We start from the raw sequence: 15,210 nt of genomic DNA on the forward strand, positions 1-15,210 counted from the left end.
CTTCCCTCCCTTTTGAAAAGTGTATGTTTTAACCCTTTATGGGTTTAAAGCTTCTTATTAAAATTATTATAGATATGACAAGTAAAATTGGTATTACAATAATATAATTAAATGTGATCAAAGGAACACCGGATTGAACAAAGAAAATTATAGGATTAATAAGCATTAATATAGATGATAATGTTGCAGCAATGTTCCATATAATTGAGTTTTTACTTTTTAGTGATGTCAAGAAAAATCCAAGTGATAAAAATACGAATGTTAGAATCCCAAACTTAGTTCTGTAAAATTGAATTGGTATTTTTTCAAGATCTCTAGTATTTTTAATAGTTTCATTTACTTTTTTGACTGTTGGACTTATTTCTTCAAAATTTAAATCGTTTTGAATTTCTTTTAGGAATTCATTTTCAAATGCATCAGAAGAAATTTTAGCAACTTTTTTCGTGAATTTCTCTAAATTATTTTCAGCTTTTTTGAATTGCTTTTCTCTTATTTTTTCTTCAATTTGATAATTAGAAAACTCAGTAGTTAATGCTTTGAAATCATTGACTCTACCATCAAAATTTTTAACACTTTTATATTCAGGATCTTTTATTTTTTCTGTAAAATTATTTAAGTTTATTGAAAGTCTTTTAATTATGTCTTCAGTTTCTATAATACTTGAATTTGCAATTGTAGTTAATTCCCTTACTATATTTGAAAATTTGGAATATTTATCTTTTAAAACATCGTTAATAAGTTCAGTAAAGTATGGAGAATTTTCAAATTCTTTAAGGTTTTTCATGTGAAAATCTTTGGTATAATATGTTGGAATTACAAATGATATTAATAATAGAGCAATCAATGAAATTTCAAGAAATTTTTTGTTTTTTATAAATATTATTAATGAAGCAAGTAAGGCAGAAAATGAAATTAATCCATATATTGTAGCATCAGAGTTAGATAAGATATCAAAGCCAATATATAGATACAAAATCTCAACAATTGAAATTATAAACATTACAAGATCCCACTTTTTTGACTTAATTGCAATCAGAATTAAAACAATATAGGCAACCCATCTTAGCCACCAGAAATTGTATGATTTTGGAAGAGTTTTTTCAAACTCGTCTGAAAAGATATTTTTCAAGTTTGAGACACTTTTAATAACGTTTCTTTGTAATAGTCCACTATATCTGTTAATGTTAGGTACAATTCTTTCTGGATTTTTAGAGATAATTTCTAAATAATTTACAAAATTCTTTTTTATTTCTTCATCTTTAAGGATAATTTTTATTTCATCAATAAACTCATGTTCTTTAAATTTTGGAGTGTATTCAAATTCAAATGAATATTGAGGGGCATCTTCTATATCAGCATTACCATCTAAGTTAATTTTAGCGCCAAGATGTTTTGCTAAAAGATCAGAAAGATAATTTCTTGCAGCAAAAATAACCTTTGATTGGTAGGAGTTAAAAAAACTGTTGAAATTAGGAGAGGATTTTATAAAACTTGCTTCGAATTTTTTTCTTTCAAGTGATGCTTCAAGGTATGAAAAAAATGCGGCTCGGGCAAGTTGTGTAGTATAATCATTCGATATGTTTTGTTTGTATATTACATTAAGATAGTCACCAATTTTTTTTGAAACATCTGTTTTTTCAACACTTCCAACAAGTTCGATTTTGTAATATCTGTAAATTGGTAAAAAAGTGTTGATAGAATTTCTGGTATTTGATAAAAATTCATCATCATTAGATGTTTCAAAATTGTTGATATAGTATAAGAATAATTCCTTAGATTTTTCAAGATTGATTGGAAAAGTTAGTGATAAGATTAGTACTAAAAAAACAAAAATGTTTAACCGCTTCATTAAATCAGCACCTCCATTGGTTAATCTTTTAGCATTATCTACCAGGTATTTTATTCTAACATAAAAAAAAAATATCTACAATTTTAATTATATCATGAAAAATGTAGAAAATTACAATAAAATTAAAAATTTAGCGGTTATTTACTATAAATGAAAGGGAAGGAATTTATAGAGGACTAACTGCCGGATAAAATCAAAGGCCGGGAAAATTCCGGCCTTTAAAATCTACTATTCTTCTACTGTAATTGCAGAGGTTGGACAGCTGTCAGCTGCATCTTTAGCACAGTCTAAATCTGTTTCTGCTTGGAGAACTTTTGCCTTCATATCGTCTCCGATTTTGAAGACATCTGGACAGAGGTTTTCACAAACACCACATCCGATGCATGTTGCTTCGTCAACTCTTACTTTCACGCTTGTCACCTCCTGCTATTTGATAGGCTACCTTGATTATATCATATACTTTCGCCTTGTGCAAAGTTTTTTGTTGCTTTGTCTATCTGTTTTAGATAATTTTTTATTATTATATTTCCTTCTTTTATTAATTTTTCAACTTGGCTTATATTTTGTACAACTGACGAGTGTGACTTGTTAAAAACTTTTCCAACGTCTCGTGTTGAAAGGTTTAATTTTTTTGCTGCATAGTACATTCCAACTTTTCTAGCATATGAAATATTTTTGGTTCTTTTACTTGAAAGAATTTCTTCAGGTGAACATTCAAAGATATCACTTAAAATTTCAATAAGTTTTTCTTCTAAAGCTTTTGGCGGTTTGGATGGGTTTGTTAAAATACTTTGTGCTATAGATAAATTTAGAGAACCATATAGATTTTTGTAAGCAATTAATTTTAAAATTGCGCCATGAATTAATCTCGGATTATCATATATAGAGCTTATGTAATCTATAATTTCATCGTTTATTTCAACACCTTTAAGCTTACTAATTTTTTTTCCAATTTTAAATAAGTCTTCTTTAGTAGGATTTTCAATTTTAACTAACAATCCCATTTGAAATCTTGAGATCATTCTTGAATGAAAATCTTTTAATTCTTGAGGAGTTCTATCTGAACATATAATAATTTGTTTTCCGGCCTCATGTATTGCATTAAATGTATGAAAAAGTTCAACTTGTGCTGATTTTATACCGATCAAGAATTGAATGTCGTCAATTATCAATATATCTGCTTTTTTTCTATATTTTTCTCTAAATTCTTCTGTAGTTCCATTTTTAATTGCGTAAAACATTTCATTCATAAAATCTTCACTGGTTAGGTATGCAACTTTAAGATCAGGATCATTTTCCAAAAGATAATTTCCAAGAGCTTGAGCAAGATGTGTTTTTCCAAGTCCCACACCACTGTACAAAAATATAGGATTGTAATAACCTGGTTTTTTACTGGCTTCAAGAAAAACGTTATATGCAAATCTATTAAAGTTTCCCACTACAAAATTTTCGAAAGTATATTTCGGATTTAGTGGAGTTATAAGTAAAGGCCTTTTTCTAACTAAAGGACCTTTTTCTTCATTTTTTTGAGTAATATCAATTTCTTTATAAACTATTTCAAAAGTAGCATCTTTTCCAAGAGATTCTTTAACTACTTTTGAAATAATTTTGCTGAATTTTTGCTCAAGTCGGTCTTTTATAAAAATATTACCGACTTCAAAAACAACATGTTTATCTTCAATTTTTTTAACGTTAAAATCTAAGAACCAACTTTCCCAGTTTTGGCGGCTGATTTTTTCTTTTAGTGCTGAAAGTATTTTATCTTTCATAGGAAACACCTCAGGAAAATATTTTTCTGGTGGGGCATCAAATATTATCTCACAGGTGTATGTAAAATTTCAAGGAATAAATGTGTCAATGTTCTAAATAATTTCCCAATAATTTGAAACAGGTATTCAAGTTTTCTATATTTTTAGATTAAATATGATGAGAATAAAGTATTTAAGGCAGTTTTTAAAATTCTTGATTTTGCAAAGAAATGCAAAGCTTAGGTTTTATAGGAACTTGAGTTAAAATATTTTTGTAACATAAAGGAGGGGGAGTATGAAAATATATGTTTCTATTGATTTTGAGGGATTGGGTGGTGTTACTCAATGGTCCGATGTTGAATATGGCGTTAAATTCAAACAAAATTATTTGATGGAACAATTGAAGGCTTTTTTAAGGGCAACTGATGGGAATTATGTTTTATTAGTTGATTCGCATGCTATGGGAGATAATATATTGTGGGAAATTACAAAAGAATTTGAAAATGTGGAATTAATTTCTGGTGGACTAAGGAAAAATTATATGATGAGTGGTCTTGATGAATCATTTGATAGGGTAGTATTTTTTGGATATCATGCTGGTGTTGGAACAAGATATGCGGTTATGGATCATTCTTATTCTTCCTCATCTATATATAATATATGGATAAATGGTCAAAAAATGAATGAGGCTCTCATCAATGCAGCTTATGCTGGACTTTACAATGTTCCAGTTGCAATGATAGTTGGTGATGATAAACTAAAAGGGCAAGTTTTTGATGATGTTTTTTTTGTAGAAACTAAAGAATCTTTAGGAAGATTTTCAGCAAAGCATAAATCTATGAAGAAGGTTTTAAAAGAAATAGAAGAAACAACTAGGAGGATGTTACAAGTCCCAAGAGAAAAATTCAAGGTTTATAAATTTGACACACCAGTTGAGTTAGTTGTTGAATTTACTGACACTGCAAGAGCGGATTTGGTTGAGATGTTACCGCTTGTTGAGAGAGTTAATGGAAGAAGTGTAAAGTTAGTTCATGAAGACTATCAAGTAATATTTGATGCAATTTTAAGTATGGCATTTATGTGTTCAGTTGTAAAATACATTGGGAGGTGAGTGGATGTTAAGAAGTTTTGATGAGGTAATAGAAAAAGCGAAGACAAAAGAGGCTGTTATTGCATTGGCAGGGGCTGAAGATGTTGAATCATTAAAGGCGATTAAAGATGTTTTGGATCTAGGCATAAAAGCTATATTGGTTGGAAAAGAGGAAATTATTAGAAAAAATCTTGAGGGATTAGAAATGGAACTTCCAATTGTAAATGCTGAAAGTGAAGCAGAAGCTTCAGAAAAGGCTGTTAAGTTGGTATCTTCAGGTCAAGCAAATGTGTTGATGAAAGGATTAGTAAAAACTGCTACACTTTTGAAAGCTGCTTTGAATAAGGAATGGGGGCTTCGTGGTGAAGGATTACTTTCTCACGTTGCACTTTTAGAAACACCTGGAATGGATAGGATAGTTTTTGTAACAGATGGTGGAATGGTTATTAAACCAACGTTGGAGCAAAAAGTTCAAATTATAAAAAATGCAGTTTCTCTAGCGCATAGTTTAGGATATGAAGAACCAAAAGTAGGTTTAATAGCAGCAGTTGAAGTAGTAAATCCAGATATGCCTGAGACAATGGAAGCTGCAATATTAACAAAAATGGCTGATAGGGGACAGATAAAAGGATGTAAAATTGATGGACCACTTGGTTTAGATAACGCATTGAGTGAGTTTGCTGCGAAAGTAAAAAAGGTTTCAGGCCCGGTTGCTGGTAAAGCAGATATCTTAGTTGTTCCAGATATTCATAGTGGAAACTTCCTTGGAAAGTCAGCAGTTTACCTTGCAAACGGTAAGATTGCTGGAATAATTATGGGGGCAAAAGTTCCAATAATTATTGTTTCAAGGGCCGATACAAGCGAATCAAAAAGAAATTCAATAGCTATTGCTGCAGCAATTAGCAAGTAATTTTATGGTATTTAATATTTTCGTTGAATATGTTAAAATACAATAGAAAGGTGGGGGAAACCTGAGGGTATAATAATAATTATACAATAAGGGGTGAGTCTTTGATTAAGATTCTAATCCCTCAGGTTCTTGTTGAGAGCCTGAGGGAGTTTTTATATGAACATAGAGAAGTTGTTTTTGACATTTATAATTCAAATTTAGAAGAAAAAATTAGAGAAGATTATTGGGACATAGTTTATTTAACGGAAGAAAAGACTGTCCCGGGAAAAATTTTGGTATATTCCTTAAGGGAATTGGAGCTTGCCGTTAAGCTCTTTGAAGTTAAAGAAGAACATAGAAGGCTAAAAGAAGAGTATGATATGTTGTATTCTTTCCCAGAACTCCAAGGTCCTATAATAAGAGAGTTTTTGCAAAAAGTTATATTAGATTTTAAAGAAAAGAATGAATTAGTGTTATTATATGAAGATGGAATGTATGTAAATGAATACAGAACATTTTTTGAAAGTAGATTACCTCATACAAAAGTGAAATTTTCTAAGAAAAAAGGAGTTAAAATTCCACCCCTAAGGGATAGAAAAGAAGATATTCCATATATTTTTGATATTGTTCTTTCGTCTTTGTACCTAAAACATAAGAATTTGGATAAAAAGATACCTGATAACAATGAATATGAGCTGTTAAAGGAGTATAACTGGCCTGGTAATACAAAAGAATTGGTTAAGGTTGCTAGTAATTATGCGGCAACTGGAAGAATTGAAATACCTAGATTTAAAGCCAGTAATTTTGAAGGTATAGATCTTGTAAATTTTACTAGTAAACTTGTAAAACACGTTGAAAAGAGATATATAATGCTTGCTTTAAAAAAATCTAACTCGAGATTTGAAGCAGCAAAAATGCTCAAAATAAATTATAAAACCCTTTCTCACAAAATAAAACTTTATGGTATTGAAAACTCTAAAAAAAGGTGATAAATGTGATAGTTGGTGTAATTCTATTTGGTGGAAAAGGAACAAGATTTTCTAAAGATTTTCCAAAACAGTTTTTGAAATTTAATGGTAAGACATTGATGGAGCATACAGTTGAAAAGTTTTTATTAGATTGCTTTGAATTTTTAGTAGTAGTGTCAAATAAGGATTATATCAATAAAAGCATAGAAATTTTAAAAAAGTTTGAAAAAAAGATATACGTTATTGAAGGTGGAAAAACTAGAGAGCATTCCACCTTTAATGCTATAAAATTTTTAGAAAATAAAATTGATTTAGATGATATTGTTTTGATTCACGATGGGGCAAGGCCATTTGTTAATAAAGATATAATTGAAAAAAACATTGAAAATGCAAAACTGTTTGGAGCAACAGTTACAGCAATTTCTTCTGAAAATACTATAGCGGTAGTTGAAAATGACTTTATTTTGTCTGTTCCAAAAAGAGAGAATATATTTATAATCCAAACACCGCAAACATTTAAATATAAAGTTTTAAAAGATTCATTTTTAAAATTTTCAAACAGATTGGATAACTTTACTGATGATGGTTCAGTTGTACTTGCTTCAGGTTATAAAGTTTCTATAACGGAAGGTAATAAAAAGAATATAAAAATAACTACAGTAGAAGATTTGCATCTAATGGGAGTTGATGAAATTGTCGGAGGCTAATAGAAGCAAAAAATCAATTTTTAAAAAAGTTTTTATTTCATTGATAATTAGTTTTTCGATGATTATTCTGTTTCAATTTTTTTATTCAACGCAAGTTTCGTTTTTAAGAGATTTACTTACTATAGAATTCTTGATTAGCTTATTAATACTTGTAATAATTTATTTGATAGATACTATGAGACTCTCAATGTTATTAAAGTTTTTTAAATATAACCTTCCTTTCAAAGAGACCTTCAAAAATATATTTTTCGGTAAATTCATTTCTTATATCACTCCAATGTCTATAGGCGGCCAACCTTATCAGATATACCATCTTTCAAAGATAGGTGTAAAAACAGAAGATGCAACAAATATTGTAATTTCAAGAACCTTAGAGATGTCTTTTGTAGTTTTGATTATTGATATTTTATCTATAAGACCTATTTTATCGGCTTATCCTAAAAGTTTTGGATTGTCATTAATTTTAACGGGTTTTATAGTTAGTTTTTCAATTTCTCTTCTTATTTTAATTGGATTTATAAACAAGAAATTTTTAGAAAAAATATTATCTTTTTTTGGAAAATTTTCTAGAGAAAAGCTAGAGAGAGAAAAAATAATAGAATGGATCGATTCATTACATGAAAGTATAAAAATTTTATGGATAAAAAATCCATGGGTATTAATTTTGGATATAATATTGTACTTTGTTACAATTTTGCTTTATACCTATATTTTCTATATTTTTGTTGATAAATTTTCAGGTATAGAATACTTATATTTATTAGGTATAATTTCACTTTTAAATTCTGTTGCTTATTACATTCCAACACCAGGTTCAAGTGGAGGAATTGAAGGGACTTATCAGATAGTATTTTCTCAAATTTTGGGGCCGGATGTTTCTATAAGAATAATTACGGTGTATCGGGTTGTTACATTTTATATACCACTTTTGTTGGGAAGTGTCTTTATAACGAAAATTTCAACTAGTGAAAGAATTTAATAAACTTTAAAAGGAGGGATAAGATGAAGAGGTTTATTGATAGGTTATTTCCGGAAGTATCACCAACGAAATTACTCAGTGAACACGCAGAGTATTGTATGAAAGCAGGTACTATCGTACCACAGATTTTAGACGACTATTTTAATGGAAAAGATATAATGCAATACTCTAAGGAAATTGATAAATTTGAGTCTAGTGCTGATGAGATTAAAACGAGGTTGAGAGAGATTTATACCAAACTTAGATGGAGCTACTTTGATAGAATAGATGCACTTGAGATTATACATAACCAAGATTCGATTATAGATGCCGTTGATGATTTTGTAAAGATACTTACTATGAATAAAGTTGATGAATGTCCAGAAGAAGTAATTGAAAAAATAAAACTTATGGGTGACTATGTTGCAGATGTTATAAAATTTATGAAAGTTTCCGTAGATGAACTTAGGACTGTTGTAGAATCTGACTTTTCTCCAAATGAGATTAATAAAGAAGATAATTTAACTTTTGATGTAGAAAAGGATGAATCGAAAACAGATTCATTGGGAATAGAAATTGGAAAAACACTATATTCATACAAAAATAAGATGAATCCTGTTGATATTTTGTTTTTAAACAGTATTGTAGTTTTAATGATGAAAATAGCTGATAGAGCTGAAAATGTTGTTGAAAGAATTAGAATGATTATTAGATAAGGAGGCGATAAAGTGCTACTGATTGTAGGAGCATTTTTGGTAGGCTTTGGTATGGCATTTGCTATAGGAGCAAATGATGTTGCAAATAGTATGGCAACAGCTGTTGGTGCAAAAGCAATTACACCTAAACAAGCGGTTTTAATAGCTTCTATTTTAGAATTTTTAGGAGCGATTCTTTTTGGAGCACACGTTACCAAAACAATTGCAAAAGGCATAGTTGATTTAAATATGATATCTGATCCAAATAATATATTGATTGGTGCATTTTCAGCATTAATTGCATCAACCATATGGATATTATTAGCAACTTTTTGGGGAATGCCAGTTTCGACAACTCATTCGATAGTAGGAGGAATGATTGGTTTTGGACTTGCTGCTGGTGGACTTCAAATTGTAAATTGGATGACCTTATTAAAAATTGTTATTACCTGGATTACTTCACCACTCATTGGTGGAGCAATGGCTTTTGTAATCTTTAAATTTATTTCCTTTTCAATTTTACATAGAAAACATCCAGCTAAAGCTGCAAAATATGTTGCTCCAATTTTATTAGGTATTGCATTTTATACAATTGCAGTACTTTTTGTTGTAAAAACAATGAAGAAGGATATATTATTAGGAAATTACGCAGGAATTATTATTGGATTTATAGTTTTTCTTATTTCATTTTTGTATTTGAGAAAAGCAAAAGTTGGAGATAATGAATATGATATAGTTGAGAAAATTTTCAAGAAAGCACAGGTTGTAACTTCATGCTATGTCAGTTTTTCTCATGGAGCAAACGATGTAGCAAATGCGGTAGGTCCACTTGCTTTAATGTACATTATAATAACTACTGGTAGTGTAAAAGGGGCAATAGAAATACCGAAATATATTTTAGCTTTGGGTGGTATTGGTATATCTTTTGGTGTTGCAATTTTGGGTTACAGGGTTATGAAAACAGTTGGTCAAGATATTACTGAACTTAATAACACTAGAGGTTTTTCAATTGATTTTTCAACTGCAACCACGGTTCTTATAGCTTCTACTATGGGAATGCCTATTTCAACTACACATACAGTGGTAGGTGCAGTATCTGGTGTAGGTTTTGCAAGAGGAATAGAAGTTGTAAATGTTGGAATTTTAAAGAACATAATTATTTCCTGGTTTGTTACAGTACCATTTGCAGCTGGAGTTAGTGCTCTTTTGTATATAGTATTGACGTAAGTTATGATATAATTATTTTCGGAGGTGAGATAATGAAAAAAGTAATGATAATAGCATTAATTGTAATTTCACTTGTTTCTTTTTCATTTACAAGGTATCAGGAAAGAACATTTGGAATTAGAATAAATAATCCTGTAGATTTAAAAAATGATATCTTGCCAAAACCTGAGTTTATTGACAATCTGATTTTATATTATGGATACCAAAAAAATATTGATTCTCAGCATAATTCACCTGTCTCATATGGTTTTGGAATATATTCAAATTTGGATTTTGACAACGAATATATAGTCAGAGGAGCTTCGTTTGATTTTGCAGTAAAAGTTTTTGGAGTAACGTTATTTAATGAAGGTGAAAAACTTCAATTAGGATTTCAAGGTGAAGTTTTCTATAAGAAGGAAATTTTTCAAAAAGAAGCAGGTTCAAGCAGCAATTTATCTGATTTTGGAAGCGTAAGTTTTTCACATTATAACAAAATAATTGTGAACTCGTTTACTCTAAAACCGGGATTACGAGCAGATTTTATTTTTAGTAAAGATGTTACATTTAGTGGAAGAGTTTATTATAACATTCAATTTTTCATGGGTGCAAAAACAGAAACTGGAAAAAAAGTTGTTAGTGATATAGAACCTATGAATTCTATTGATTTTGACGTTGCTTTAAATATAGCATTTTAAAGGGGAGTGCAATGAAACAATATATTGATTTTGACAGAGTTTTTCAGGATTTTTTGAAATATACTTTTTCTCCATACGGTCAAGAGTATTTAAAAAGATTGGTTGAAAATAAGCCCAAAGATGATGAGTATGAATACTTAAATGAAATATATGAAATACAGGTAACCCTTGGGTTACCTGTATTTCATAGGCTTGTTGATATAAGACAGATACTTGAAAAAACAAAAAGTTATTCAGTTTTACTACCGGAAGAGATATTTAAGATAAAAGATTTTTTAGTGTTTGTTGAGGATGCAAAAAAAGTAGTACCTAGTTCAAGGTATAAACTTTCGTATTATCTATCCAAATTGGGAAATTATTCTTCAATTATTGAGGAAATTGACAGAATTTTTGATTCTGATGGAAATGTAAAAGATAATGCTTCAAAAAATTTGTCTGTGATTAGAAAGGAAATAAAAAGGCATCAATTAGAAATAAAGCAAAGAATTGAAAAGTTTATTTCGAAAAATAGCAAGTATTTGCAAGAGCAATTGTATACAAAGAGAAATGGTAGATATGTATTTTTAATAAGATCCGGTGCTCGTGGGAATTTAGAAGGTATTGTACACGGAAGTTCTAATACAGGTGCAACTTTATTTTTTGAACCAAAGGAGTTTATTACTCTTAATGATAAATATGAAATTTTACTTAGTGAGGAAAAAATTGAAATAGATAAGATTTTAAGGGGAATAACAAGTAAAATTCATGATAGATATGGTAACTTAATGAATGATATTGAAATTGTTGGATTTTTTGATTCGTTGTATGCAAGAGCAAAATATGCATATGAAAATAAAGCCATAGTTGTAAAACCTGATGGACAGTATTTAAAACTTGTTAATGCAAGACATCCTTTAATTCCAAAGGATAAAGTTGTTCCCATTTCAATTGATTTACCAGTGGACAAAAAGGGGTTAATAATTACTGGACCAAATACTGGTGGAAAAACAGTTACATTAAAAACCATAGCTCTTTTTATCTTTATGGCACAACATGCGATGCCTATTTTGGCAGATCACGGTACAAGAATTCCTGATTTTAAATTGTATTTGGATATTGGTGATTCTCAAGACGTAGTTGAAAATTTAAGTACTTTTTCGTCTCATATGGTAAGGATTATTGATGCGATAAAAAATGCTGATGAAAATTCTTTGGTAATTATAGATGAGCTTGGTTCTGGAACTGATCCGTTTGAAGGTAGTGCACTTGCTATTTCAATAATTGAATATTTGATTGAGAAAAATATAAGATTTGTTATTACAACTCACCTTACCAACGTTAAACTTTTTGCTATGGAAAGAGATGATATTATTACAGCATCGATGGAATTTGATCTTGAGACATTAAGACCAACTTATAGGCTATTATTAAACACTCCGGGAGCTTCACATGCATTTGAAATATCTGAAAGGTTGGGCCTTCCTAAAGAGATTATTGAGCAAGCAAAGAAGCATATTTCAAAAGATCATTTAAAGATTGAAAACTTGATCAAAGGGTTAAATTCAAAAGTAAGCGAACTTGAGAGCAAAAAATTCGAACTTGAAAAGACGTTAGATGAATATGAACGATTGAGGAAAGAATATGAGAGAAAATACAATGTTTTAAAGATGAAAAAAATAGAGGAATTAGATAAAGAACTTAGAGAAATGTATAAAGAATTTAGAAATGCAAAAAAGGAACTTCAAAATGCACTGTTTTCCGCTAAAACTAAAAATGAAAGTTTAATAAAGAAGAGACTTAAAAATATAGAAGAGAAAGAAAATACTATACAAGAAATTGATAGCAAAATTGAAACGATGAAATATCCTGAAGTTGAAGGAGAAATTGATGTTGGAAAGTATGTAAGATTAAAAGACGGAACAACGGTTGGAAAAGTTATAGAAAAAAGAGGAGAAAATAAATTCTTGGTTGATTTTAATGGATTAAAGATAGAAGTTAAAAAGAATAAACTTGTACAGGTAGACGTTCAAGATAATAAACAAACTAATGAAGTTAGTGAATCAATTCATTTGGTATCATTTAGTCCTTTGAAAAGTAATGAAATTGATTTGCGTGGAATGACAGTTGAAGAGGCGTTAGAAGTAATTGATAAATTTATAGACGATCTTGTTTTATCAGACTTTTCAAGTGGATATATTATCCATGGAAAAGGAACAGGAAGTCTTGCGTCAAATATCTGGAATTTTCTTAGAAATGATAAAAGGGTGAAAAGTTACCGCTTTGGTAGGCCAAGTGAAGGTGGAGTAGGTGTAACTGTTGTGGAGGTGTAGTAAGCTTGATTTTTGCTTTGGATGTAGGAACGAGAAAAATCGCTGGAATTTTAGCAACTTTGGAAGATGAAAAAATAGTAATTCATGATGTGGTTATAAAAGAGCATGAACATAGAGCTATGCTCGATGGTCAAATTCATGATGTAGATAAAGTTGCAAGAGTTGTAAAAAAAGTAAAAGAAGAACTTGAGAAAAGAAATGATGTAAAATTGGAAAAAGTAGCAGTTGCGCTTGCAGGAAGATTTCTTCAAACTGCAATAGGAGAGTATGAAGAAGATATATCTCAAGTTAACGAAATAAATGATGAAGTTGTAACAAGGTTAGAATTATCTGCGGTGGATAATGCAGTTCAAAATATCCAGTCGGAAAATATGTACTGTGTAGGATATTCTGTTATAAGGTATGAATTGGATGGAAATTGGCTTAAGAACATAAGGGGGTTGCGTGGTAAAAAGGCAAGTTTACAGGTAGTAACAGCATTTTTACCGATTCAAGTTGTTGATGCAATGATTTCAGTTTTAAGAAAAGTAGATCTTGTAATGACTCACATGACATTGGAACCTATTGCTGCTATAAATGTTACAGTTCCTGAAGATTTAAGGATTTTAAACATTGCGCTTGTTGATGTTGGAGCAGGAACTAGTGATATTGCAATATCCAAAGAGGGGACAATTGTCGCATATGGTATGGTTCCACTTGCAGGTGATGAAATTACAGAGGCAATTACTAAGACTTTGCTTGTTGATTTTTCAACAGCAGAAGAATTAAAGAGGTGGCTTTCAAGTAGTAGTAATGACGATAAGAAATTATATAGAAATATTTTAGATAAAGAAAAAGAAATAACAAGAGATGAACTGAAAAAATTAGTTTCTCCGGTAGTTCAAAATATTACTGATAAAGTTGCAGAAGAAATTTTAAGGTTAAATGGTCAAGCTCCTCAAGTTGTAATGGTAGTTGGAGGTGGCGCAAAGGTACCAGGTTTTGTAGAATCTTTGTCAGAAAAATTGGGAATAGAACTCGATAACATATCTTTAAAAAATGCAAAGAATTTAAATATTATTGATAACACAGGGATAATTGAGGGAAGTGAATTTGTTACACCTTTAGGTATTGCATATACCGCGCTTACAAGAAGTGGGACGATTTTTGAACAAGTTTTTGTTAATGATGAACCAATTCAACTTGTTGGATTTTCTGGTGGCCATACATTAAGTGACGTTTTGTTACAATGTGGATATTCTCTTTCAGAACTAATTGGTAAGCCATCGGAGTCAATTGTGCTTGAGGTAAATGGGAAAATGAAAATATTAAAAGGAGAGCTTCCAAAACCAGCACCGATATTTATAAATGGCAAAAAAGCAAGTTTAAGAGATAAAGTAAAACACGGTGATAGAATTTTTGTTGGTAAACCTTCTCAAAATTCTGGAAAAAAATATAGGTTGTATGACGTTGTACCACCAATTGAACTAGATTTTGGAAGTAAAATTGAGTATTATTATCCACCAGTAAATTTAAACGGCAATATAGTAAATGAAAATGTTGAATTGAATGATGGGGATATTATAAATTATGATCCAGTGTTTGTTGGAACCATAAGGGAAAATTTGGAGAAAAATCTTGCAAATGTAGAGTTTTTCTTTAATGATGTATATTTTGAAAGAAAGCAAGGAATTGTGAAAATATACAAGGGTGATTTGCAGCTTTCAGATAAAAATCAAGTTAATCCTGGTGAGAAATTGAGGGTTGTATTAGAAAAAAAACCTTTGAAAATTGCTGATATAACACAAGGAGAAATAAAAAGGGTAAAAATAAATTTGAATGGTAAAGAGGTTATCCTTGAAAAAGATTCGCTGCTTTATGAGGTAAATGGAGTAATTGTTAGTAAAGAGTATGAGATAAAAAATGGTGATAAGATATATTCAACAACCCCTGAAGATAGTTCAATAATAGTAGCTGATATATTTGCATATCTTGATGTTGATTTAAAGAAAATAAAGTCGTATCAACTTTTAAAAAATGGTCAAACTGCATTCTTTACAGAACCGTTGCAAGATGGAGATGAAGTAATTTTTACATATGAATTGAAGGGGTGA

The 15,210-nt window shown here is 29.9% G+C and carries 13 protein-coding genes; 10 read left to right on the forward strand and 3 right to left on the reverse strand.

The genetic code is table 11. From position 1 onward, the window contains the following. Positions 1 to 28: 28 nt before the first annotated feature. The 3 genes from OB7_RS01750 to dnaA form a co-directional block, all read right to left on the reverse strand. A complete protein-coding gene (locus OB7_RS01750) occupies positions 29 to 1,849 on the reverse strand; it encodes an MFS transporter (RefSeq protein ID WP_114702350.1) in 1,821 nt (606 codons plus the stop codon). A 228-nt stretch (positions 1,850 to 2,077) separates the two neighbouring features. Then, positions 2,078 to 2,260: a ferredoxin gene (locus tag OB7_RS01755; RefSeq protein WP_004103765.1), complete on the reverse strand. Its 183-nt coding sequence runs from the start codon at positions 2,258 to 2,260 to the stop codon at positions 2,078 to 2,080. A gap of 41 nt (positions 2,261 to 2,301) precedes the next feature. Further along, the gene (gene dnaA, locus OB7_RS01760) at positions 2,302 to 3,618 is read right to left on the reverse strand and encodes a chromosomal replication initiator protein DnaA (RefSeq protein WP_114702351.1); all 1,317 of its coding nucleotides are present in this window, start codon (positions 3,616 to 3,618) and stop codon (positions 2,302 to 2,304) included. A gap of 274 nt (positions 3,619 to 3,892) precedes the next feature. On the opposite strand from dnaA, the gene OB7_RS01765 reads away from it, so the two are divergent. The 10 genes from OB7_RS01765 to OB7_RS01810 all read left to right on the forward strand — a co-directional run bounded on the left by OB7_RS01765 (position 3,893) and on the right by OB7_RS01810 (position 15,210). Next, entirely contained in the window at positions 3,893 to 4,708 is an 816-nt protein-coding gene (locus tag OB7_RS01765; protein ID WP_012579426.1) for a M55 family metallopeptidase, read from the forward strand. Positions 4,709 to 4,712: 4 nt separating this feature from the next. After that, positions 4,713 to 5,597 (forward strand): bifunctional enoyl-CoA hydratase/phosphate acetyltransferase, encoded by an 885-nt coding sequence (locus OB7_RS01770; protein ID WP_004103759.1) that lies wholly within the window; start codon positions 4,713 to 4,715, stop codon positions 5,595 to 5,597. A 101-nt stretch (positions 5,598 to 5,698) separates the two neighbouring features. Further along, on the forward strand, positions 5,699 to 6,565 hold the full coding sequence (locus OB7_RS01775) for an AAA-type ATPase lid domain-containing protein (protein ID WP_114702352.1): 867 nt from the start codon (positions 5,699 to 5,701) through the stop codon (positions 6,563 to 6,565). 5 nt (positions 6,566 to 6,570) lie between these two features. Continuing rightward, the gene (locus OB7_RS01780; protein WP_114702353.1) at positions 6,571 to 7,251 is read left to right on the forward strand and encodes an IspD/TarI family cytidylyltransferase; all 681 of its coding nucleotides are present in this window, start codon (positions 6,571 to 6,573) and stop codon (positions 7,249 to 7,251) included. Further along, positions 7,232 to 8,230, forward strand: coding sequence for a lysylphosphatidylglycerol synthase transmembrane domain-containing protein (locus OB7_RS01785; RefSeq protein ID WP_170128436.1), 999 nt, complete (start codon positions 7,232 to 7,234; stop codon positions 8,228 to 8,230). The genes OB7_RS01780 and OB7_RS01785 overlap by 20 nt, the downstream gene beginning before the upstream one ends. 23 nt (positions 8,231 to 8,253) lie before the next feature. Then, a complete protein-coding gene (locus OB7_RS01790) occupies positions 8,254 to 8,925 on the forward strand; it encodes a DUF47 domain-containing protein (RefSeq protein WP_114702355.1) in 672 nt (223 codons plus the stop codon). A gap of 12 nt (positions 8,926 to 8,937) precedes the next feature. Next, positions 8,938 to 10,131 (forward strand): inorganic phosphate transporter, encoded by a 1,194-nt coding sequence (locus tag OB7_RS01795; RefSeq protein ID WP_114702356.1) that lies wholly within the window; start codon positions 8,938 to 8,940, stop codon positions 10,129 to 10,131. A gap of 32 nt (positions 10,132 to 10,163) precedes the next feature. After that, on the forward strand, positions 10,164 to 10,808 hold the full coding sequence (locus tag OB7_RS01800) for a hypothetical protein (protein ID WP_114702357.1): 645 nt from the start codon (positions 10,164 to 10,166) through the stop codon (positions 10,806 to 10,808). 11 nt (positions 10,809 to 10,819) lie between these two features. Further along, positions 10,820 to 13,117 carry an endonuclease MutS2 gene (locus OB7_RS01805; protein WP_114702358.1) on the forward strand — a complete coding sequence of 766 codons (2,298 nt, stop codon included), beginning with the start codon at positions 10,820 to 10,822 and terminating at the stop codon, positions 13,115 to 13,117. Between the two features lie 5 nt (positions 13,118 to 13,122). Next, the gene (locus OB7_RS01810) at positions 13,123 to 15,210 is read left to right on the forward strand and encodes a cell division protein FtsA (RefSeq protein ID WP_012579420.1); all 2,088 of its coding nucleotides are present in this window, start codon (positions 13,123 to 13,125) and stop codon (positions 15,208 to 15,210) included.

Origin of the sequence: Thermosipho africanus Ob7 (assembly GCF_003351105.1) — a bacterium.
Lineage (GTDB): Bacteria > Thermotogota > Thermotogae > Thermotogales > Fervidobacteriaceae > Thermosipho > Thermosipho africanus.